Source organism: Sulfoacidibacillus thermotolerans (assembly GCF_003144315.1).
GTDB lineage: Bacteria > Bacillota > Bacilli > Alicyclobacillales > SLC66 > Sulfoacidibacillus > Sulfoacidibacillus thermotolerans.
On sequence record NZ_MPDK01000012.1, the window covers coordinates 12,224 to 35,575 of the forward strand.

At 44.3% G+C, this 23,352-nt stretch carries 21 protein-coding genes; 8 read left to right on the forward strand and 13 right to left on the reverse strand.

What is annotated here, in order from left to right; all coding sequences use genetic code 11:
* Positions 1-3: 3 nt before the first annotated feature.
* Positions 4-1,311: an acetamidase/formamidase family protein gene (locus BM613_RS08295; protein WP_109430712.1), complete on the reverse strand. Its 1,308-nt coding sequence runs from the start codon at positions 1,309-1,311 to the stop codon at positions 4-6.
* 184 nt (positions 1,312-1,495) lie between these two features.
* Here BM613_RS08295 and BM613_RS08300 point away from each other — a divergent pair, with 184 nt between their 5' ends.
* A complete protein-coding gene (locus tag BM613_RS08300) occupies positions 1,496-2,434 on the forward strand; it encodes an alpha/beta hydrolase (protein WP_109430713.1) in 939 nt (312 codons plus the stop codon).
* A gap of 117 nt (positions 2,435-2,551) precedes the next feature.
* Here the strand turns inward: BM613_RS08300 and BM613_RS08305 are convergent, their stop codons facing one another.
* From BM613_RS08305 to BM613_RS08315, 3 genes are all read right to left on the reverse strand, one after another.
* Positions 2,552-4,189, reverse strand: a complete 1,638-nt coding sequence (locus BM613_RS08305) for a S53 family peptidase (protein ID WP_109430714.1) — start codon at positions 4,187-4,189, stop codon at positions 2,552-2,554.
* A gap of 146 nt (positions 4,190-4,335) precedes the next feature.
* Entirely contained in the window at positions 4,336-5,745 is a 1,410-nt protein-coding gene (locus BM613_RS08310; RefSeq protein WP_245926319.1) for a Na+/H+ antiporter NhaC family protein, read from the reverse strand.
* Between the two features lie 34 nt (positions 5,746-5,779).
* Entirely contained in the window at positions 5,780-6,514 is a 735-nt protein-coding gene (locus tag BM613_RS08315; RefSeq protein ID WP_109430716.1) for an iron-containing redox enzyme family protein, read from the reverse strand.
* A gap of 138 nt (positions 6,515-6,652) precedes the next feature.
* Here BM613_RS08315 and BM613_RS08320 point away from each other — a divergent pair, with 138 nt between their 5' ends.
* From BM613_RS08320 to BM613_RS08345, 6 genes are all read left to right on the forward strand, one after another.
* Positions 6,653-7,711, forward strand: coding sequence for a glucose-1-phosphate thymidylyltransferase (locus BM613_RS08320; protein ID WP_109430717.1), 1,059 nt, complete (start codon positions 6,653-6,655; stop codon positions 7,709-7,711).
* A 30-nt stretch (positions 7,712-7,741) separates the two neighbouring features.
* A complete protein-coding gene (locus BM613_RS08325) occupies positions 7,742-8,494 on the forward strand; it encodes a glycosyltransferase family 2 protein (protein WP_181362981.1) in 753 nt (250 codons plus the stop codon).
* 15 nt (positions 8,495-8,509) lie between these two features.
* Positions 8,510-9,247, forward strand: coding sequence for a glycosyltransferase (locus tag BM613_RS08330; protein ID WP_109430719.1), 738 nt, complete (start codon positions 8,510-8,512; stop codon positions 9,245-9,247).
* Positions 9,244-10,101, forward strand: a complete 858-nt coding sequence (locus tag BM613_RS08335) for a glycosyltransferase family 2 protein (protein WP_109430720.1) — start codon at positions 9,244-9,246, stop codon at positions 10,099-10,101. The genes BM613_RS08330 and BM613_RS08335 overlap by 4 nt, the downstream gene beginning before the upstream one ends.
* 79 nt (positions 10,102-10,180) lie before the next feature.
* Positions 10,181-10,666 carry a hypothetical protein gene (locus tag BM613_RS08340; protein ID WP_109430721.1) on the forward strand — a complete coding sequence of 162 codons (486 nt, stop codon included), beginning with the start codon at positions 10,181-10,183 and terminating at the stop codon, positions 10,664-10,666.
* A gap of 20 nt (positions 10,667-10,686) precedes the next feature.
* A complete protein-coding gene (locus tag BM613_RS08345; protein WP_109430722.1) occupies positions 10,687-10,881 on the forward strand; it encodes a hypothetical protein in 195 nt (64 codons plus the stop codon).
* Positions 10,882-10,970: 89 nt separating this feature from the next.
* Here BM613_RS08345 and BM613_RS08350 read toward each other — a convergent pair whose 3' ends face one another.
* From BM613_RS08350 to BM613_RS08360, 3 genes are all read right to left on the reverse strand, one after another.
* The gene (locus tag BM613_RS08350; protein WP_146192778.1) at positions 10,971-12,023 is read right to left on the reverse strand and encodes a GGDEF domain-containing protein; all 1,053 of its coding nucleotides are present in this window, start codon (positions 12,021-12,023) and stop codon (positions 10,971-10,973) included.
* A gap of 49 nt (positions 12,024-12,072) precedes the next feature.
* The gene (locus BM613_RS08355) at positions 12,073-12,999 is read right to left on the reverse strand and encodes an EAL domain-containing protein (RefSeq protein ID WP_342767163.1); all 927 of its coding nucleotides are present in this window, start codon (positions 12,997-12,999) and stop codon (positions 12,073-12,075) included.
* Between the two features lie 150 nt (positions 13,000-13,149).
* Entirely contained in the window at positions 13,150-14,334 is a 1,185-nt protein-coding gene (locus BM613_RS08360) for a glycosyltransferase family 2 protein (RefSeq protein WP_109430725.1), read from the reverse strand.
* Between the two features lie 193 nt (positions 14,335-14,527).
* Between BM613_RS08360 and BM613_RS08365 the strand changes: the two genes are divergently transcribed.
* Entirely contained in the window at positions 14,528-16,096 is a 1,569-nt protein-coding gene (locus BM613_RS08365; RefSeq protein ID WP_109430726.1) for a long-chain-fatty-acid--CoA ligase, read from the forward strand.
* Positions 16,097-16,193: 97 nt separating this feature from the next.
* Here BM613_RS08365 and BM613_RS15035 read toward each other — a convergent pair whose 3' ends face one another.
* From BM613_RS15035 to BM613_RS08395, 6 genes are all read right to left on the reverse strand, one after another.
* Positions 16,194-16,343, reverse strand: coding sequence for a hypothetical protein (locus BM613_RS15035; protein WP_181362982.1), 150 nt, complete (start codon positions 16,341-16,343; stop codon positions 16,194-16,196).
* 630 nt (positions 16,344-16,973) lie between these two features.
* The gene (locus BM613_RS08375; RefSeq protein WP_109430728.1) at positions 16,974-17,729 is read right to left on the reverse strand and encodes a cyclase family protein; all 756 of its coding nucleotides are present in this window, start codon (positions 17,727-17,729) and stop codon (positions 16,974-16,976) included.
* Between the two features lie 2 nt (positions 17,730-17,731).
* Positions 17,732-18,718 carry a GGDEF domain-containing protein gene (locus BM613_RS08380; RefSeq protein WP_181362983.1) on the reverse strand — a complete coding sequence of 329 codons (987 nt, stop codon included), beginning with the start codon at positions 18,716-18,718 and terminating at the stop codon, positions 17,732-17,734.
* Between the two features lie 38 nt (positions 18,719-18,756).
* Entirely contained in the window at positions 18,757-19,170 is a 414-nt protein-coding gene (locus BM613_RS08385; protein WP_109430730.1) for an RrF2 family transcriptional regulator, read from the reverse strand.
* Between the two features lie 190 nt (positions 19,171-19,360).
* Positions 19,361-20,026 (reverse strand): hypothetical protein, encoded by a 666-nt coding sequence (locus tag BM613_RS08390; protein WP_109430731.1) that lies wholly within the window; start codon positions 20,024-20,026, stop codon positions 19,361-19,363.
* Between the two features lie 97 nt (positions 20,027-20,123).
* The gene (locus BM613_RS08395; protein ID WP_109430732.1) at positions 20,124-23,063 is read right to left on the reverse strand and encodes an amino acid permease; all 2,940 of its coding nucleotides are present in this window, start codon (positions 23,061-23,063) and stop codon (positions 20,124-20,126) included.
* Positions 23,064-23,352: the final 289 nt, after the last annotated feature.

Sequence of the window (23,352 nt, forward strand, 5' to 3'; positions counted from 1 at the left end):
CAATCAATGCTTATATTGTTCTGTTGTAATTTCTAAAATTCCAGCCTCTTTCAGATTGGATAATGGGGCCAGGAAGGTCACCGTCACCACACCTGGATGTCGTCCAATTTGAATTGCCCCTGTAATAGTGGCGCGATTTTTAACCTCAGGAACCGTCATTTTGAGCAAATTCGCCGCTCGTTCCAATCCATTTTCAGTTGCTATGTTTAAATTCTCCCCCGTACCAATCACTGCAATCGGTAGCGTATCTTCAATCGTATCGAATCCCCATTTTTTAGCTTCTGCCAAGGCTACTTCTCGTTCTAAGGACGATAAGGGCTTTGCCAAATAGGGCAAATCCTCTTCATTTGGCAAAAGAATCGGTCCATCGAGATGAATTCCCTTTAACACATGTACCTGTAAAGTTACTAAACCAGCTACATCACATGTATGACCAGCTATCTCTCCATCTCCTTGCAACGCATGCATATCCCCTAAATAAACCCCTCCACCAGGCACCTTCACTGGACAAATCACAATTGCTCCTTCGCGTACTTTGTTGATGTCCATATGACCATCCGTTTTTGCCTCTTGGAGTTGTTCTTTTGTCATAGCATACTGATGTGGCGCCCCAATTAAAAAAGAACCAAAATCACCTGCATTATGTGAATCAGGCAACGGTGCTGCGGGCGTTGTCCCAAGTTGTCCGAGAAATGGGCGCATCCTTGCCACTGCCCCCACGATATCATGCGGAGCGAAAGTGACAATTGGATTTTGGATCGAGTGTTCAGGGGTACACATAAACGAGCGACCTTCTTTAGCAATTTGTTCCGCTGCCCCTTTAGGCAAAGTCACTCCGAGCTTGCGATGCGGGTCAAAAGCGATTGTATAACCGTTTGTAAACTTAAACGGACTTGCATCTGCCCCACAGTGGACGCAACGAACCGAACCTTCTCCGATTCCCTCAAGACGTGTTTCTGGATACATCGTCCCACAGTTGGGGCATTTACCCGCACAATATGGATCCCCTAAGAAACTGCCTTCAACAGTCTGATCATTCCCTGATGACGTTGCGATTGAAGTTACTTGAATAGATTTAATTCGAATCACAATCGCATCACCAACTTCAGCCCCATCAACAAAGACAGGTTGTGTGACCTCATGACCCCCCCGCAATGCTGGAGTAATCATCGGCCCCCAACAACCAGGCGCCGTATTCGCAACAATATAACCACCACTGCGCACGGGACCTAGCATAGGACGCGAGGGATCAAGAATGCCATCTGTAAAACGATCAACAAAAACAGTATCTTTAGCCGCTTGTTTCATCATCGAGAACATCCCATTCTTTCTGTTTTTATAGTACATTATGTATATTTAGAATATAGATTTTGAATGTGAGTGTCAAATTTGTGTTTTTACAAGGCCCCTAACCGCTTCTTGCTCTATTTGAACCTACTCTTGTGATAAAATCATAGATACATGAAAGTCCATATTGCCCCATGGAGGTCTCGCGATGTCACTTGATCCAGAACTCGTCGATTTATTAGCCAAAACTCCGCCAGTCGCACTCCCACCACAAAACGACATCCCGATTACACAAGCGCGTATCGCCTATACGATGGCGCGTAAAAGTTCCTTCGCACCAATTCCTTTACACCGTGTAGTCGATGAGCGGTGGCAAGCACTAGACCGTGAGATCTCTGTGCGTATATACGTTCCTGAAGCGCGCCTTCTACTTCCTGTGCTCCTCTATTATCACGGCGGAGGATGGGTTTTTGGCAATGTAGACACCCATGATCAACTTTGTCGCATCCTTTCAAAAGAAGTTGGCTGCATCGTGGTTTCTGTTGACTATCGCTTAGCACCTGAACACCCATTCCCGGCTGCAGTCAACGATGCCTATGATGCCTTGCAATTAGCGGCTCGTGAAATCGTGCGCTTCCATGGAGATCCCTCGCGCATCGCAGTTGCAGGCGATAGCTCTGGTGGGAATTTAGCGGCAGCCGTATGCTTGATGGCACGAGAAGATCAATCTCGAACCGTTTCGCCTATTTTTCAAGCACTCATCTACCCTGTCACAGATCTCTCAACAGACTTCCCTTCCTACACCGCGTATGGTCAAGGCTATGGCCTTACCAAAGAATCGATGGAGTGGTACATCAAACAGTATGTCAATCACACAAACGAACGTCAAAATCCATTCGCAGCACCCCTTCAAGCAGAGGATCTTTCTGAATTACCTGCAGCTCTTGTACTTACCGCAGAGTTTGACCCATTGCGTGATGAAGCGGAAGCTTACGCCACAAAACTCGCAACAGCCGGTATCCCCGTGACAGTCAGTCGCTATCCAGGTATGATTCATGGATTTGTGAATATGCTGTCACTTACACAGTCTAAAAACGCGATCTCTCAAATCTCCGAGTCTTTGCGAAAAGCATTTGCACCGAAATAACGTCTCTCTCTCGTATCCATTGCATAGTTGAAGACAGGTCAATAAAAAACTCGCGAGTGACGGCAAGCGCGTATCATACACACCTGCCCACTCGCGAGATGAAATGCGAAAAATAGATCAACCTAGATCGCTTACAAAATTGGCTGCGTTAATAGAGCCCCAACCCGTTACATTATTATAGCCTGGCCCACAAGAATAGTACCCGTTGTTGCCAGAGGTAATCTCGTGAAAATCTGTACTATAATTATTCGCTGCATCCTGATAGATGCTCGGATCTGCTTGACCGATCGCTGAGTAACCTTGAGACGCTAGATCCTGATCGATCAACGCAAAGGTCGCTGTCATTTGTGGCGCCACAAAACTTGTTCCACCAGCAACATTCCAAGCTCCATTGTAATAAAAGGAGTATCCTGTATTAGGATCAGCGTTTAATGCGATGTCAGGAGTCTGCCGTTGCCCATCTTCAGGGACATTGTAACCCGTCTGCCAACTGGGTTCTGACCATACAACACTTTGCCCACCCCCAGAGCCACTCCATCCTGTCTCACTCTGAATCGTATTATTACTGTTTAAAACCAATTCTGTTCCACCGCATGCCGTGACATAAGGATCTGACGAAGGATAATCCACCGCGAGACTACTTGTCCCATCTGTTGCACCATTATCTCCAGAAGCTGCAAAGACACTTTGTCCTTGGGAAGCCATCTGCGAGAAGATGTTGTCATCTGCATTCAACTCGGATTGTGACATGTTGGTTTCAGCAGTTCCCCAACTTGTAGAGAGAACTTGTGCTGCATCTGCTGAAGCCGCCGCATTATAAACATCTGTAAACGTACTTAGGCTGGAATTTGCCCCTTCATACATAATGACACTCGCCCCGGGAGCTGTCGCACTTGACCACTCAAGATCGAGAGTCGTCTCTGGATTGATTTGCGAAGGCGTTCCGTCGACATTGACTTGTGTGACAGAAGGCGACGGCAAGCCGTATGCTTGGTCAAATGCGGCAATATCGCTCGCATTATACGTATAGGCCGTCAGGATACCGATGGTCTCACCAGAACCGTTCAATCCTTGCCCGTATAGGGGATTATAATTGTACGCAGTCTCAATTTGACTGGGTGTATAGCCCGATGTAGCTGTCAATTGGTGGGATACCGCACCCGGTTTCACGAGTAGATGCGTATGCATCTGATGATAATTACTCAATCCAATGACTGCGGTGATGAGGGGACTGATTGCTGCTGGCACGTGAACAGCCGTCCGCGGTGCATAAAATTGCTTGCTACCCAGTTGAAAATCCCCAATTTCAACACCGAAGGCATGTTCAATGGTTTTCGTGTTGCCAACAACATCGATCAACAAGCGATTGGCGTACGTCTTTTGAACTTTTAATCCCGAACTTTGCAAAAATTCTACTACCTGAAGATACTGCTGTTCACTTGGGCTAAATTCGGCTGCAAACTGTCCCGGCTTCAACCATTGATGATATTCAGATGATCCTTTAGTGTATAGGTTATGCAACAGCGTCTGTAAATCACCCGTGTGTTGCAATTGTAAAGCTACCGCAAATTGAATCGTTCCTTCAGGATTATGGGCGCCTAAAAAGGTTGCATGCGTTAAAAACGGTTCTATACTCCCCTTTAACGCGACCATCGATGGTGTACTCATCGAGTTCCCACTTGCCGCATAGGCAGGTAAAGCTGCTGCGCATAAAATCCCCGCAGCAATCATGCTCATTCTGGTTTTCCAATGCATGAAAATCCCTCCTCATCTTTTTGATTTTTCGTAATAAAACGATTTGAAGCTATATTTACCGTAGCATAGTGGGTTCGCTAACGGTCGTTAGCCGTTCTAACACCTGTTACCCAGATTCGTATGATATAATAGAAAATTACAATGCATCACTGCACCTTTCCGTCTTCACTTCCAAGTTCAGTAAACTTCTGCTGATCCCCTAGAAATGGAGTTTTCAACTGTTGTGCAAGATATCGCCAAGTAGAGATTGCTGAGAACGTCAATGCACTATAGATAAACCAAGCATACGGAATCAAGTGAAGAGTAGATACTTTTAAAATGACCGCTGCTTGGAAACCCAATAGATTCCAAGGTACGATTGCAGAAACTAATTCGGCTGAGTCACTAATAATTCGTAATACCACTTCTCGCCGTAATTTTCGCTGTGTAAATTGAGGTAAAAGCGTATTGCCGCTCATTAGAAGACTTAGTGATTGACTTCCAAGCAGTGTAGTATAGGCAATACTTAACCCATAAGAAACCGCCACGAATCCTGTTCTCGTTGTAATGCGTGCAAATAGACGCTCCGTAATCGCTTCCATTGCACCGCCAAGTGAAGTCACTCCTTGAAAAGCCCCTGCAGTGAAAATGAGCAAACTCGCTTGTAACATAGGTCGTACCCCACCAATTGCAAAATTCTTGCCATTAAGAGCAAGAGGGTAACCGTTCCAAATTTGATGTAACAAGTGATCTATCGACTCATGAGTTGCAAAGTGAGCAAATATCCCCCCGATGAACACTGCAACAAGCAAATTATAGAGGAGTGAAACACGCCAAAGTGCAAGTCCGATCACGAGTATGGCTGGCATGACATACAGCAAACTTTTCGGAGTAAATGCCACATCATGCACAACCACTACGTGACCCCTTAGCGTTACCCCCTTACTCAATATCAGCAAAGCAAAAAAAGTAAAAATAATGGGCACTACTACCGTTCGCAATAACTGTGTCAGCGTAGTGGTAGGAGATAGACCTACCGCTTGACTCATTACAAGCACACTTGTCGACATCGGTGATGAGCGATCTCCGACCATACCTCCAGATACGAGTGCTCCAGCCACCACAGGATAAAGTTGAGGAGGAGTAAGTGCTAAAATGGGCGGTCCAAGAATTCCCCATGTTGCAAGCGAACTACCGATCACCATCGATAGTCCACTTGCAAGAAGAAATGCAATCCAAATCACATTGCTATTGTGAATAAATACAGCCCCAAATTCCGTAAGTGTAGGAATTGTCCCTCCTGCCATCCACAGCGCGATGACCACTCCGATCAACAAAAGCACTACAGATACACGCCACATATTGACAACGCCACTCCAAGTTGCACGCAGCACTTGATGTATTGAACAGCCAACAGATCGCGCGTAAAGTACAGCTCCTCCATAGCCCAGCAAAATCCCAATGTCAATCGATTCATGCAAGATCAATGCACTTATCATCCCTAAAAACAACACAAACGGCACAGTCCAAGCATATTTTTCTGCATGACTCGCTTGCTGCCTTTCCTTGTTGCCCACCAAACTTTCAGCCTCCACACTTCCCCAGAAAAATTTAGAGTCTCATCATCTCATCGTGTAATTGTGCATACATCGTTGCTTCAGAGATGGCAATTTCCCTTCCTGTCTCATACATGATTTGCAAACTTTCCGGATCGTGAAAGTCGACTAAAACCTCTTTACACAGTTGATAATGACGAGGCTCATGCTCATCAGAATGTACGCGCCAAAAAGTAATATCGAGGGGGTGCAACTGATTATACCTCGCATGTTGCAATCCCTTTGCGATAACCCCCATCACATCTCCCGCAAAAAACTCTGAACCGAATCCGACTGCAGCCATTGCTTGCAGTGGTGTTGCCTGATAGAAAAAAGTAATAAACGTTTGAATGGCTCGCTCCACTGCCGCAGACATAGGTACCCATGGCATGCCTCGCTCATCAAGCGCAAGTGTTTCATCTACAGAATGTAAAAAAGTGCGATAAAGTGTTTCATGAGCATGCCCAGGTATTCCCCGCCCCGCTTCATCCCAAAGATTATCCGCCAAGGGGATCCACCAAGAACTTTGCGGTGCCATAGCAGAAATTGCAGCTCCTAATACGCGGGGAAAATGGCGACTATAGTAACTATATTGAATCGCAAAATAACGTATCTGTTCCATCGAATAGCCCCCGCAAAGTAATGTTTTAAAAAAATCCCCTTTATAGAAATATTTTTCTACCACTTCTTTCATTCCCTGTTCAACTGCTTCAAGACTGTCAAACCCATGATCCGATATAGTAAATCCCATTTTATACATCTCCTTACTATCTGCGATAAATGTTAATCACCTTAACTATCATACCATGTCAAGCAGTCCATACCTACTTCTCTCCTCCTCCATAGGATAGAGAAGATACGTCAGGATCATACGAAAGGAGGAAAATGCGTGAAGGGGCTCATACTTTCAGGCGGTACAGGAACTCGTTTACGCCCACTCACCTTCACTCAAGCTAAACAATTGCTGCCTATTGCGAATCAGCCGATTCTATTTCTTTCAATCAATACCATGCGAGATGCAGGAATTCATGAGATTGGCATCATCTTGGGCAATACTGCAGCAGAAGTTCGAGCGGCAGTAGGAAATGGCGAGAAATTTGGAGTTGCCATCACTTATATCGAACAATCTGAACCGCTTGGTCTCGCACATGCAGTCAAGACAGCAGCGCCTTTCTTAGGAGATCAATCGTTTCTCATGATGCTCGGGGACAACGTGATTCACGGGGGGATCACTCATGCTGTCGAGCAGTTTATACGTCAGTCTAGTGATGCACTAGTACTCGCGGGGCCTGTCGCAAATCCCGAACAATTTGGAGTTATCAAAGTAAGTGACGAGCGCGTAGTTCAATTAGTAGAAAAACCGCAAACCTTCGTGAGTCATCTCGCCCTATGCGGTGTCTATCTTTTTCAACCCATCATTCATGAAGCAATCCGTGCGATCACACCTTCTTTGCGCGGTGAACTCGAAATTACGGACGCCATACAATGGCTCGTCGATAACGGGTATTCCGTTACACACTGCTTGACCACAAGTTGGTGGAAAGATACAGGGAGACCCAGTGATCTCCTTGACGCAAACCGTCTCCTTTTACAGGACATCACACATGCAATCGAAGGATCCATCGATGCACAATCAGAAATCATTGGACCTGTTCGAATCGCGCAAGGGGCAGTCATAAAAAACTCCACACTGCGCGGTCCGATTGCAATTGGTAAGAATGCACACATTGAGGACTCCTATATCGGCCCCTATACTTCCATTGGCGATGAAGTACAGATTCGTAAGACAGAAGTAGAATACAGTGTCATTTTAGAACACAGTGTCATTGACCAAGCACCGCGTTTAGATCAGTGTATATTAGGACGATCCGTCCGGATTGGCCGAACATCGCGCAAACCACGTACGATGCGCATGGTACTTGGTGATTCCTCAATCTATGAATGGTGAACAATGACATTTGCAAAGGAGGAGTCGCACTTGAATCCCCTCGTTGATCTTGTGATTGTCAATTACAACACGAAATCTCTACTGCTTCAATGTCTAGGCAGTATCGCCCACCATACTCCAATTGCACATCAAGTGATTGTCGTCGATAACGGCAGTCAAGATGGATCGGTAGAAGCACTCCGTAAATTGTCTAGGGAAAACCTACTCATTCTAGTGAACAAGGAGAATAGAGGATACGCAAAAGCTTGCAATCAAGGGATAAAAGCAGGTACAAGTCCCTACATTATGCTTTTAAACAGCGATATTCAGGTTACCCCAAACTGGCTTCCACCGTTGCTCAATTGTATGGAGAGCGATCGAAAAATTGCTGTTGTCGGCCCTAAAATGATCGATCAATTGGGAAGAATCACTGCAGCTGGTGTCGTAGGAACAGATGCAGCGCATGCACCGCGCGGCTTATTAGAACCGGATGCGCCTTTTAAATACAACCAACAAGAAGATTGTATCAGCGTATGTGGAGCAGCGTACCTCATTCGACGCGATCTGATCGACGAACTTGGATTATTCGATGAAAACTATTTTTTTTACTTCGAGGAAACCGATTATTCATTCACTGCGCGAAACCACGGGTATCGCGTCGTATACTGCCCACAAAGTAAGATTTATCACCTCATGGGGCAAAGTTGTCACGACCACGCGAAACTGCGTGCCCTTTTTGAGGAAAGCGAACGTTACTTTCGACAAAAATGGGCTCATGTGCTAAATGAATCGCAATCGCCCTGAAAGAAGGCTGTACAAATGACATTGATGCGCAAATCATCCGGAAATAAGTTGACAGCAATGATGCAAGTACGTAACGAATCCAATCGCTATTTGCGCCTTGTCCTTGACGATTTATCAAGTTATGTAGACGAAATCGTAATCCTTGACGATGGTTCTACAGACGATACCGTAGCGATTTGTGCGTCCTATCCAAAAGTTGTGTCGCTTGGACGATCGCGCACTTCTCTTTATGGAGTCAATGAAAGAGCGCTAAAACAGCGACTTTTTCGGCGTACTGCTGCCACTTTTCCCGACTGGATCTTAGCAATAGATGCAGACGAAATCTTTGAATCACGATTTAAAAGAGAAGTGCGTGGGATGATCAATCAAACAGAGATTGATTGGTATGCCTTTCGTTTCTATCACTTTTGGCACAGTTCGACACACTATCGGATCGACAAATTATGGGCGCCTATTCAATATGGGCCGCGACTTTTCCGCTACTTCCCAAATGCAGTCTATCATTGGAACCATCAAGCACTACATGGAGGAAGCGTTCCGCAAAATGTAGTCACTGATTTTCCTGGAATCCCGTCCGATCTCCGAATCAAGCATTTCGGCTATGCAGGATCTCCTGAAGAGACATTGCAAAAGTACAAATTTTACATCTCGCGGGATCCCAATTCTGACTTTTGCCCGCGTAGTCACTATGATTCCATGCTTGATCCAGATCCCGTGCTGGAACTTTGGCGTGAAGAGGATGAAGAAGGATGAATGATTTTGTAAACCTCATTGTGGTTAGTTACAACACGCAAAAACAAACGCGTCAATGTCTAGAAAATCTCCTGCGTTTCACAGAAGTACCCCACCATATTTGGGTGATTGATAATGGATCAACAGATGGATCAAAAGAAATGCTCCATACACTACAACAACAAACCAACGCGCACTTCACATTGCTTGAAAACGAAGTCAACAAAGGGTATTCCCGGGCTGTCAATCAAGTTTATGGAAATCTCGATAGGCATGGTGATATTTGCTACGTAAACTCAGATGTCTACGTGGGCCCCGAATGGGCTGTGCGCTTTCAGTACCATTTAGCCCACGACGAACAAATCGCCGCCGTCGCACCGATAGGCCGAGGCATCGGAGGGAAGCAAGATGCCGCAAACTACGGTGCATTCGCGTGTACAAATGCATATGACGAGCAGTCATTGCTTGCATTTAACCGCAGGCGAAGTGCAGCTGTTCCAAGCGCAGTGACCACAAAAAGTTTGCAGGGAACACTTCTCTATATCCGCAGAGCTGCACACGAACAAATTGGTGGACTTGATCCCGGGTGTGAATGCGGTGCTGACGATGCAGATTGGTGCTTACGCGCACGACTTTTGGGATGGAAACTCATCGTAGCATTAGACACCTGGGTATGGCATGACGATCATCGTTCTTTTTTGCAGTTGCCTGATCGTGGAATACGCGTTGTCGATCGCAGTTGGAGGTATTTCAACCAGAAATGGTCAGGTAAATTCAACAACCTCAGTTGGGCGGACTTAATGGAAAACTCTTTGCCAAGCGACTACCCCTTTTATCAATACGAAGAATTTTACACATCTAAATCAGCCCCGTAGTTACACGCCGCGCCACGAGAATCTCCAGATGCATAGACTGCATTGAAAGCCATGACATTTTAAGAGAGGGGTTACTTGCATGATCCGTCCTGCAACCGCCGATTCACGCCGCAAAACACTGCGCGTGCAAAACGTCGAAACAAAGACGCTAGAGGCAAAGACACTGTATGTCAGCCGGATTCAAACCACTGGCCGCAGTGTGCTCGTACGCGGTAAGCTGTTGCGGCGCATACACGCACTTCGAGAGGAATTGCGGGAGTTGCGCAGCGAACTTCATCATTTGCAAAAAGAGATCCGCCGTGATCAACACCATCTGGAGGAGCAAATCCACTCGATCCAAAGGGAACTCAGACGTCTGCGAACATCTCTCGAAAGTGGATTGCCAGCAAATCCAGCACTTGAAACCTATTTTTCAAGTCGCCAAGGTCAAATCGTCACAGTGACAACAAGTGGTGGCACAATCACAGGAACCGTTACTGAAGTAGGAACGAATGCCGTCCTACTCACTGAAAGCAACGGCGATCTCGTGCTCATCCCTTACGTGAAGATCACGGCTGTTCAGTAAATAAAGAAGGAGGAAACTATATGACGTTTCAGTCCATTCTCACTTCATTTGTAGGGCGTACGGTGGAAGTAGTGGTCCCAGGATCAATGTATGAAGGTACTCTTATTTCTGTGCAAAATTCTGTCATTCAAGTCGAAGAACCACCCGTCGTATATGGACAATTTGTCACTGTAACGATTCCGACTACCAGCATTGATTATGTTCGCATTTTGTAGCACAAAGAGGCATAGCAGAGTAGATCTTCTTCTACTTTGATATGCCTCTTCCTTCTCTTCCACGCACACCGCAGGCAAAAATTTACCTCTTACTCACTGTCCTGATGCGCTTTTTTAAACCCCACACGGTTTTTCCCTTCTCGCTTGACCTGCAATAACACTTGATCAGCCATTTGGAACAATTCTGAACCAATCTCTCCTTCTGCAACCCCTATACTGGCTCGCAATACAATTTCGCGATCCAGTTCTGGCAATGTCACTTTTTGCTGAACAAGCTCACGATGAAGCCGCAGAATGAATTCGTAAGCTTGGTCCAAATTGGAATTGGGAAGAACTAAGACAAATTCATCTCCACCAAAGCGAACGATGACATCATCCATGCGACTTGAATTGCACAAGCGTCTCCCTACTTCTGTTAGGATGTAATCTCCAGCCAGATGCCCGTAAGTATCATTAATCAACTTAAAATCATCGAGATCAATCACAGCCAAAGTCCCAAACTGCCTTTCATTTTTCCGACTCGCCAACCAATCACGAAATCCACGGCGATTCATTAATCCCGTAAGGACATCGTGATCACGCTCATGCGCGATGCGCGCGCGTACATTGCGTTCAAAGGAATATAGAAAAAGGAGTGCACCCAGTAAACTCGTTTGGTATAAATCAACAAGAGCATCATTTGACTGGAACAGAATCCACAGGAGCAATAATCCATCCATCCATAAAACGCATTTTTTTACAAGAAAGAAGGCTACAGCAATTCCAGCAACAAGAAGAACCACTACTAGATTCACAAGTTCTAGTGAAGATAAGGTCACTAAAATAAGAAAAGAACCGAAAAACAGGTAGGATAAAAAGATCGTGAGACGCGGAAGTAATTCCTTACGATGTACATGCAAAATACCTATATAAATCATAACGTATGCATATAAGCTAACGGGAACAAGAAAACGGTTCCAAAGATAGAGCCCTAAAGCAGGAAAGACTACCTGGAACATAAACCACATTCCCTTGGGACAACGCCAGAATCGAAATTCCTCTTTCACACTCGCGATCATTTCCCAAAATCCAGTGATCCAGGCAGCAATAAAAAGCACATACAAGGTCATCTGTAGCCATGGAACGGTCAACTTAGATTCCAAACCCCCAAATCAATCTGATCGCAAAACAGTCAGTGTGTATTTAGAACAACTAAAGGTCCCCATTAAAAGCATGAAACGCCAAAAGATTCAAGTCTAGCATCTGACTTTTTTTTAAAATCTCCTCTTTCTTTGTGCTCCTTTGTCGAGAGAGCAAAAATAATTCGTGACGCTGCAATGCAATCGTACTTTGCAGCCACGGCATCTGCCGCAACGTCATCGGGAGACCAAAATAAAACCCTTGACTATACCGAATGCCTAGTTGTTCAATATAGTGCAGGTCTTCCTCATGTTCAATGCCCTCCACAATGACGCGATCTTGCCAAGGAAGTTGTTGCAAAGCCTCATCAAGCATACGTTGTTTGTGTTGAGAAACCGAAATCCCCTGGATCATTTTGCGATCTAGTTTTACATAAGCGGGCGTAAAGGCATTCCACTCGTCCATCCCCATTTCTTGTAGATTGACATCGTCCAGTGCAACCCGAATCCCATGCGCCTCAAGTTCTCGCAAAATCGGGGCTAAAACGCGCAAATCGTAAGAAATATACTCAATAATTTCAATGACAATTTGTTGTGCAGCACATCCGTATTCTTTCAAAAGTTGGAGTAAGGAAGGTATAAATTTTTTCTCTAAAAGAGTGGGCGGCATCACATTTATAAACAGGGTTGCGCGTGCTAACGGAGATTCTTGAATTGTCCCCACTGCAGTGCGTAAAGCGAGCAAATCGACCTCCAGATGACGATGTTGCATACCCGCAGATTGAAAAAACCGTTCTGGAGCAAGCACGTGCCCCCCAAGATGAGGCCTGCTTAACGCCTCATACCCTATGACAGTAAGACGCTGATGGTCAACAATCGGTTGATACATCGTAAATAAACTTCGTTCATTTAATACCCAGGATAAAGAGGGGTCTGCTTCTATGTAATTTAATGGGGTTATTGGTATTATTACCCCCCCCCCCCCTGGTTGGGGTTTAATTCCTTATATGTTTTTTTATCCCTTTTTGTTTTCATTTTGAGATCTCCTCTTCCCATCAGCCTTTCTAGATTACACAAAATCGCAAGCACCTTTAAGAGCTTATTATCTCTAACTTTTTCGCGTCTTTCAAGTAAACAGAACATTACTTAATCATTCCTCAAGATTGTCCTGCGCCCACTTTTGATACGCTCTTGCATATACCTGACTCACGCTTGCCCTGCGAATAACCCGATGATAAAGGGGCTGCTGCAAACGCTCAATTCTGCTCTTGTGAATTATTTTTATTGTCATGGCAACATCTTCATAGAGGCGTCCAAAAGAAGAATCTGCAAGAGAGAATCCACCTAACTTTTGAATGACACTTGTCCGATAACACCGTGGAATTGGCACTCTGGCCCAATCTTTGGATATCATAATCGCTTCTTTCCCCGCAATTCCGCGATATACAAGCTCACCACGAACCGTTTCGCGCCACTCATGATATTGTGAAGACAAGAGACCCACATCATGCGGCAGTCGTTCCATTTCTGCAGAGAAGACAGCGACTGCTTGAGGATCAAGCCAATCATCTGCATCCAATTCCAAAAAACACTTCCCCCTTGCTTTGGCTAGTGCCACATTTAAGGCATGCGCTTTCCCTTGATTTACAGGCAAAACTTCTATGCGCAGCCGCGGATCGCAAAATTCTCGCACGCTGACAAGAGTATGATCTGTCGACCCATCATCGACTACAATACATTCCCAGTTTTCATTGGTTTGTGCAAGAACCGATCGCAGTGCTATTCCTACTCGCCGTTCCTCATTGTATGTACAGATCACAATCGTTACTAAAGGATGAGCAGAAGGAGTAAATGGACAGGAATGAGATCGATCATGTAACAAGGGGAGAATGGACGACAACTCGATTTGGGGTCTAAACGTCTTTTGCAACATGGATATATATTGAAATCGCGTCCCTTCTTGCATGACTCTCAAACGGTCAGGCGCAAGACGCAAAGCATATTCATACAAGCGATATTTTTCAAGCGGTCGCGCGATCCGCTCCCCTAATACAAGACGTTTAAGCTCACAAGTGCGCCACAGAATCGGAATTCCTAACTGCGCGATGAAATAATCAATCCACTCCATATGAGAAGGTTTTTCTTCTCCTATTACCATGCAATCCACAAAATCCGGAACTTCGGAAAGTAGTTCTACATCAAGAAATTTGTCTACATCTCTATACAATCCACTCCACATCACAAACGGTTCTGCAATTGATTGTAATGCATCAGTGAGTTCCTTGGCACGATTGCAAAATCCACGATCTCCAATCACAGCAAAGCAAAGATCCATACCTTCACCCCTGTTTATTCTATTCGAGATTGCTTCAAAAGGTTCAATGAACTCATCGATTCACTGAGAATTACTCGAACATGCGATTAAATTTTTGAAAACGCTTGAATGATCCTTATATACTGATAGAATAAGAGCCATAAAGTTTCTGTATGCTACACGATATCTTGTACTATATAAAGGAGGTACGCGCGTGATTACTCCACTGACACCACTTGATTGGAAACGCCGGGCCACGAAATTATATCCGAAAAAAATCGCCATCATTGATGGTCCTTTACGTTTTACCTACCAGGAGTTCAACGATCGGACTTGGAAATTGACAAATGCGTTGCATAAATTAGGATTGGGTACGAATGACCATATTGCTGTTATGTTGCCAAATATCCACCAAATGCTTGAGTGTTTTTACGGGATTGCGCAACTCGGTGCCGTCATGGTACCTATTAATACGCGCTTAAATGCTGAAGAAATCGCATACATCCTCGAACACAGCGATGCAAAGGCGATGATTGCCGATCGTGAATATATGGATCTCATGAGTTCGATGAAGGACTCTGTACAAAACTTACAAATCATGATTGAAGTCGTGCACCATAGCTCACCAAATGTGACAGCCACGTCTGTAGATTACGAGTATGAACAATTACTAGAAACTGCGACTGCTACCCCATTTTCTATCGAAATCGATGAAAACCAAGCACTCTCCATTAATTATACGAGCGGAACCACGTCTCGTCCCAAAGGAGTTATCTTGACGCATCGCAATAACTATATGAATGCCGCTGACGTCTTATTTCACATGCGTATCGTCCACGAAGATCAATATCTCCATATTTTACCTATGTTCCATGCAAATGGATGGGGGAGTGTTTGGGCATTCACCGCTGTAGGCGCAACGCATGTGTGTCTCCGCAAAGTGGATCCTGAACTCATCTTGCAACTCTTTATGAACGAAGAGATCACGGTTGCCTTTGGCGCGCCAACAGTCATTAACATGCTCTTGCACGCGCCACAAATGAAAAATTATAAACCAAAACGAGCCATCCGTTTTGCCACTGCCGGCTCACCTCCACCTGCCGCAGTCATCGAAAAATCTCAACAACTGTTAAATATGGAGATTACGCATGTATATGGACTAACGGAAGTCTCTCCGCTCATCAGTTATTGCGAATGGAAATCTTCATTTAATGATCTATCCCCAACTCAAATCGCTGAAATCAAGGCGCGACAAGGCGTGGAAATGGTTCATAACGGAGAAACAAAGGTCGTGCTCCCAGATGGACAAGAGGTCTTATGGAACGGGAAACAAATTGGAGAAATTGTAACGCGAGGCAATGTTGTAATGGCTGGATATTACAAGCAACCAGAAGAAACTGCAAAAGCGATTCGTGATGGTTGGTTCTATACAGGAGATCTCGCCGTTGTTCACCCCGACGGATATATTCAAATTGTCGATCGCGCAAAAGATGTGATTATTTCTGGTGGCGAAAACATTTCTTCTATTGAAGTAGAGGATATCCTGTATCAACACCCTGCAGTCATGGAAGCAGGTGTCGTAGCCATTCCACACGAAAAGTGGGGAGAAGTTCCCAAAGCGTTTATCATTGTCAAGCCAGGTGAAACTGTAACTGCTGACGAATTGAATGAATGGTGTCGCGAGCGCTTAGCACATTTTAAAACTCCTAAAGAGTATGAGTTCGTCACTTCTCTCCCGCGAACATCTACTGGAAAACTACAGAAATTCAGATTGCGCGGCTAATTTTTCCCTTATCGCCCTCTCACCGTGACCAGCAGCTAGTTTCTGCAGATTCACTGGTGAGAGGCGCGATTGAGAGGGATAAACTGAGACAAGGCAGTCATCTTCTTTCTTTGGTCGGCCACACGACCTCGTTTTCAGTTTCTTTTAAGTGTTGTCGCCAGTAATGAATCTCTGTCGACTTCGCATATAGACCAATTCCGTAAGCTAACGCAACCAACCCAACAATTCCCACCCATGAAAACATCATGTACACACCCCCTTTTTTAATTTATTTAAATAATCTGTAAAATTAGCTTGACGTAGATCTGGTTCTTGAGAATAGTTAAACATAAAATTCGCTTATTGTCAACTCTTTATGTAATGTAATCTAACATAAGGGCGAACACTTTCATGAATCCCTTGCGACAAACCATGAATTTAACAAGAATTACTCTTTACCAACCCGATTGTGTTAGGTATTATTACAAAAGGACGAGTGTTGTACGATACTCTCTGCAGAGTATTTCGCACTTTCTTCGTCCCCCATCTAATGAATTCTTGTTAGAAAGCCATCAATATGTTGTAATAAAGAAGCATCCTCCACTCTTATCCAAAGAAAGAAGGCGGCATCATGTTGTGTCCACATTGCGGAGCTAAGGGCCATCTCGAACAAACCGCTTTTACCCCTGAATACGAGCTTTTTTACTGCACAGTCTGCAAGATTGAGTATATTGCATACGCATCTGGAAATGGTGAGTTTAACGAACCCGTACCCTTATCTAAACCTAAAACCACCGATGCCAAAGCCGAATAAGATTCGCGTAAGGAGCAAGGCACACGGAGTGATTCGCATTTATTCTTCGCATATGGGCAGATCAATACCTGATCTGCCCATTCTCTATGGAAAGATGGCAACTGGCCGTACCCATGCGCCAGAAGCATTTTCAATCAAGATAGGAAAAGCAGCCACTTTAAAACCGAACGGCTGTGGCAATAAATCGAGATTGGCCAATTTTTCGATTTGTAGATATTCTATTTCTGTGCCTAAAAAATGCGCCTCCCACAATACGCTTGCATCCCCTGTTGCACGATATTGCTCCACTTGCAGATTGAGCGGAATATCCCAGCCCCATCCGTCTGTCCCTGTAACACGGATGCCCCGTTCCAAAAGATAGCGAGTTGCAGATGCACTCATTCCAGCATGTGCAGTAAAGTAACTGGGATCATAAAATTTTTTGTCTGCATCTGTCCGAATTAAAACGATATCCAATGGTTTTAACGTATAATCAATGCGCTTGAGAGCTGCTTCGACATCCTCGATCTCGATGCTAGTCCCAGGTTTTTTCTCGCTAAAATCAAGCAAAACACCGTCCCCATAGCACCATTCGAGGGGAATCTGATCGATCGTGCGAGCCGGTTTGCCTTCGGAAATGGGTCCATAATGATAGGGCGCATCCATGTGCGTGCCGTTGTGTGTACTAAGTGTGACCGTTTCGACAGCCCATGCTCTTCCATTAGGAAATGCGTCGATTGGAACACCGAGCGATTCAGCCGCCTGACGAGCTCCTTCTTCGTGTGCATGATATACAATGCGTGGTGGAAAAGGTTCAGCCGCACGATTGCTAATCGGAACACTTAAATCAAACATTCTCATCTTTAGGACCGCCCCTCTTTATCCAGCTTCCCCATTCGCTTTTGTCTATACATCCGTTTATCTGCAATAGAAATCAGCTGATCGAGATTCCAATTTGACTCTTGCGCGCTCGCATAGCCAAGAGAAAATCCCGCGCGAAATGACATCTCCCCTAAACTGCTCAAATCCAGTTGAGAAATCAAACGTTGCAACACATTTTCTACTTCTGTCAATTGGTCAGATGCATAGTAAATTGCAAATTCATCGCCGCCGAGTCGGTAAACTTTATGTTCGATTCCAAGCAAACGCTGCAGTTCGTTTGATACCTTTTGCAATACAAAATCACCTGCTAAATGGCCATAGTTATCATTAATTGATTTAAAATCATCAAAATCGAATATGGCGAGGCAAAACGGATCTTTCGCAGATAAATGAGTTTCCATATCTAACATGAACGCGCGTCGATTGCCTACACCAGTAAGTTCATCGGTATATAGCAAGCGCTGATGTTCTTCAAGATAATAAAGACGTTGTATCCCCATAAAAATCAATTGCGCTACAGCCACAAGAATTCTTTCAATTGTTTCATCCCACGGTTGTGTTTGGGCATTGCGATGCATTGTAATCAGTCCAAGCTCACTCTTCGTTCGTCCTACAAACGGAATCAAAGCAACAGAAACTGAACCTGTTTCGACAAACGCCTTAAGCGCACCTTCGTGATGTATATAGTCATGAATAAATAATGGTTGTGTAAGTTTTAATAAATGGTGCAACTCTTCCTTCTTGCTAAGAAAATAATCTTCGATCCACTCTGCTGTAAAATCTTCGTCTCCTGCATAGGCGATGATTCGCGGAGAACCCGTATACGTGTCAACGAAGATGACCCGATGCAATCCTAATATCTCTCTTAACTTTGCCGCGGTCGCAGTCGCAGCTTCTTTCACTGTCTCCGCCTCAAAGAGTAAACGGGCAATTTGCTCAAATAAAAAACCGTCGCTAAAGTTTGTCATGTATTGACCCCTTGTCAAATCACTCATTCTCGAAGCAACTAGATGTAATACATATAATTCCCACTGCCTCTTTCATGCATTTCTACAAGATCTTGAAGGGTCATCACATTCATGACAGACAGTAAACTGTCCTCCATGCGGCGCCAAAGTTGAGCCAGGCCATCGTCTATCTCATCATCTACTAAAGAGAGGGGACCTTCTAATGTTAAAATGATGTCTGCAACCGTAATTTCAGCTGGGGATCGACCCAACATATAGCCACCATAAGCCCCACGTATACTGCGGACAAGACCAGCATTACGTAACGCTGCGATCAATTGTTCCAGATAGTGATCGGATAATCCCTGTCGCTCAGCAATCGATTTTAGAGCGATCGGGGTTCCAGATGATGCATGAAGTGCCAAATCGATCATCAACATCAGCCCATAGCGACCTTTGGTCGATATTTTCATTACAGCGTCTCCCCATATCTTGATGTCCAATGTGATTGAGCTTTCACAGATTGCTACATCAAGTATACGGTTCATAAGCACACGCCTCAAGTAGAGACTGCGAATTCAACCTCTGTTTTTCGAAAGAGTCCGTACGACGTGTAAAATCACTGATCATACGGACTCTTACTAGAATTCCAGCAGAATAACCTTAAGAAACTATTGTAGTTTCTGGTAGAGTAGTCCCGCTGTTTTCAAGCGTAATCATTTCTCGCGTATAATGAATGGCTGATTGCTGCAAGCGTAAAATGTCATTTTGTAGACCACCATAACCTGAATCATAGGGATGCGTAACCCAATATTGAACCCCATGATCTTTCTTCGGTGCGGCAATCTGTCGATCAATGCGTTCAAGTTGCCCCGAAAGTCGTGCGTGATCCTCAAGCGCTGTGTGCAATAAACCTTTTCTATGAGGATGATGGTCATAAGAAATGACCAGTTTCCATACAGCATTTAGCTTTTGTAAAATCTCTATGCGCTCAGACGTTAATTGTTTCATTTGCAAACTGGCTTCACTAGAAGTCTCTGGTGCGTGTGGGATCGATGAAATCCCGCTTTGTAAGGCTTGCCAAGAAGCATAAAGAGCAGTCACCTGTGTATTAATGAGAGTAACCGTCGAAAATAATGCTTCAATTGTTGCATTTGTCACCGAGGAAGCCTGCGCTTTTTGCAACAAAGACTGCTCCATAGTTGCTTTTTCTTGGTACTGACTAACAAATGAATTTGTTGCAGCAAAAGCTGGCACTCCGCCTGCCAATGGAATGGCTAAGATTGCGACTGTCACTGTACTTGTCTTAAAGAATGAAATTCTGTTCAAGGTCAGTCCCCCTTATCTCTGAATGACCTTGATTCTATCTTGTATTTATTTAATTTCGCTTTAATTCTTCTACTATTTTCCTTGTAGTTTAAAAATTTCATTCGGCAAAAGAGCCTTCTACTTGAAATTGTGACATCAGTTCGTTCAAGTGGAGTGCCTGCTGACTTGATTGCTGTGTATTAGAAGAGATGATTTCCATCGCGGCATTCATTTCAGTCGTCAACGCAGCCACACTTTGCGCGCTATTCGCTGTCTTCTCAACCATTTCAGCAACGGTCGCCATCAAGTTTACAATGTCATTTGAGTTTTTCACTTCTTCCTGTGTGATTTGATCCATCCCTTCGACTTCTTCGTTTGTCTGTTCTACAGCAGACAAAATATTTTCAAGTGCTTGTCCAGATTGAACGGCCATATCGACTCCCATTGTGACAGCCGTTTGACTCTCTTTAGTCGCAATGACACTGGCATTTGAAATCGTAAGAATGTGCGAAAGAATATTCCCTACACGTGCCGATTCAACACGCGTCTGCTCTGCCAATTTTCTCACTTCAGCAGCAACAACTGCAAAACCCTTCCCTTGCTCACCTGCTCGCGCAGCTTCAATCGATGCATTTAACGCCAGTAAATTGGTTTGCTCCGCGATATCACTAATCGTGCTAGCAATTTGGTCAATTTGTTTTGAGTACTCTTGTAATTCCATCATGCTTTTTTCCGTTTGCGTCGTTTTCTGTTGAATCTCTCGTATATTCGCAATGGTTTGATCGACCTTATCTTTTCCTAAAAGCGCAACGTCACGAGTGCGATTAGAAATGGATCTTGCAGAGTCTGCTTTTTCTTGCGCCTTTTCAATCAGAGCAGATAATTGCAAAAGCGCTTGTGAAATCTGGTGCACGGTTTGAATACCCTGTGCAGAGATGTTTGTAAGCCCATGCGTTTGCTGTGCAATATCCGCAATTGACGCTGCTGTCTCTTCCGTAGATGCAGCTGTCTCCTGTGATGCAGCTGTTAACTGATGCGAACTTTTATGAAGTCCAAGCAACAACAATCGTAGATTCTCAACCATCAAATTGGTTGAGGTCATGAGCAGCCCGATCTCATCACCTGTTTTAGAGGGGAGAGCGTTTATGCGTAGATCTCCCTGTGCAATTTGCGTCAAATGGTTGGCAATCAGGCGAATGGGCCGTAAAACACGCCGCAAATAGTAAATTAACCCTATACTAAATAGAATAATACTCGAATAAGTAACAACACTAACAGTTCTTAGTTGGAGAATAAGTCCCAACGCATTTTGCCTCGAAAAATGAGAGTTTGTTGCAAGGTAGTGCATCAAGGAACTCGTTTGCATGAAAACAATCGCAGCCAGCAGAATAACAATTGCGATGAGTACAACAAATACACTTGTCAGCTTAGAGGATAACGTATTGTCCAATTGTCTAGATTCATGTTCATAGGCACTTTGCTCAAGCGCCGTAATTGCTTCCCCCACCTCGTGTGTACGATACCCACTCGCTACACCCCAATAGTAAAAACCGAGTGAGACTACCGTCACTACCACGAGATCCCAAGGATAGGGAATATAATTTTTAAATTCCCCCAATTTTGTCGACCCAACATACGTGAGGAGAAGCATAGTAAATAGATACATAATGAGCCAAACACCGCTTTTAAACGCTTGACGATCTGGACGTTTTATCTGTTGTGGAAGGACAACTGAAAAGAGCAAATACAACATCACACCGACAAGAATAGAGACCATAAGTTTCCAATCTGTATTCCAACCAGTCCAATAAATAATCATCGAACCAATGACAAATGCAATAGGTGCAATGACCGAATACCCCTTTAAAGAAAAAGGTCGTTTCGCTTCTGATGCTGTTCTCCTTAAGACCGCCAACGAAACCGGTCCGATGATATAGGTAAAGACAGTAGCCGAAGAAACCAAGCCAACTAAATTCTGCCAAGAAGGAAAAGGCAACAGAAAAATAAGTCCTAGGAGAAAGGCCACAAAAAGCGAAAAATTAGGTATTCCAGTTTTGGGGCTCACTCTTGCTAACACCGGAGGAAAATACCCATTTTTAGTAAGCGCATACAGAACGCGAGAGGTCGATGCAATATATACATTTCCAGTTCCTGCAGGAGATAGTACCGCGTCAGCATATAAAAGCATAGACAGCCACCCGAGATTTAGACTCGCCGCTAGTTCAGCAAAAGGCGCATTATAAGATACGTTTGCCCAACCGTGCGAGAGCGAAGAAGGCTCAATTCCTGCAACAAATACGACTTCTAAGAGTACGTAGAGAAAAATCCCAACGAGAATCGATAAGAACAAGGCAATGGGGATATCTCGCTGTGGATTACGGGCTTCTCCCGAAAAATCAACAGCCTGACGAAATCCTAAATACGCAAAAATGACACCAGAAGTTGCGACAGCTACCAAGATACCAGAAGATCCATTGGGAGCAAATCCCCCTGCTTGCGTCATATTGCTCCAATGCAAACCAGAGAATACAAATGCAAGAATCGTTATCACTGGCATAACGAGTTTAATGATTGTGACCATTGTGTTTACTCGCGCAAAATAACGAACACCAAAGTAATTAATTAAGAAAAAAATTAACATTAACCCCGCTGCAGCAAGGAGACCAAATCCTGTGAGTAAATTCGTCTTTGCATTCCAAAGACCGTGAATCCAGAAAGACGCATATTGCATAACCCCCTCAGCTTCAACTGCTGGGACCGCTGCATAAGCAATCCACGCAGCCCACCCCATAATAAATCCAGTAATATGACCATGACTATAATGAGGATAGCGCGCGATGGACCCTGATTCAGGCAACATGCCTCCTAATTCAGCAAATACAAAGCCAATTAAGAGAACGGCAATTCCGCCTATAATCCAAGATATAATCGATGCCGGACCTGCATCCTGCGCTGCATATAAGGAACCAAAGAGCCAACCTGATCCGATTATGCCTCCCACAGAAGCCATCGTAAGGTCTAATAAAGATAAATCTTTTTTAAAACTCGATTGCTTCATAGAAATTCCTCCAACTTATCTAAAAATATGGAACGCATTTATGAATGCCATTAAGTATTACGAGGAGTTTATGTACATAGACAACGTTCCTATTTCCACCCCCATCTATATGTAAAAGAAAAGTCACCTACCTTTCAATAATAAACTAAGCAATTTCTGAATATTGATAATTAGATTACATTATATCATAAGTTTAACTTTTATAACATCAGGAATACTTTTAAAACAACTGTAAATCAGAATCTCGCAGCAAGTGTAGCTAGCTATCATCCGCAAAATAAAAATCGAG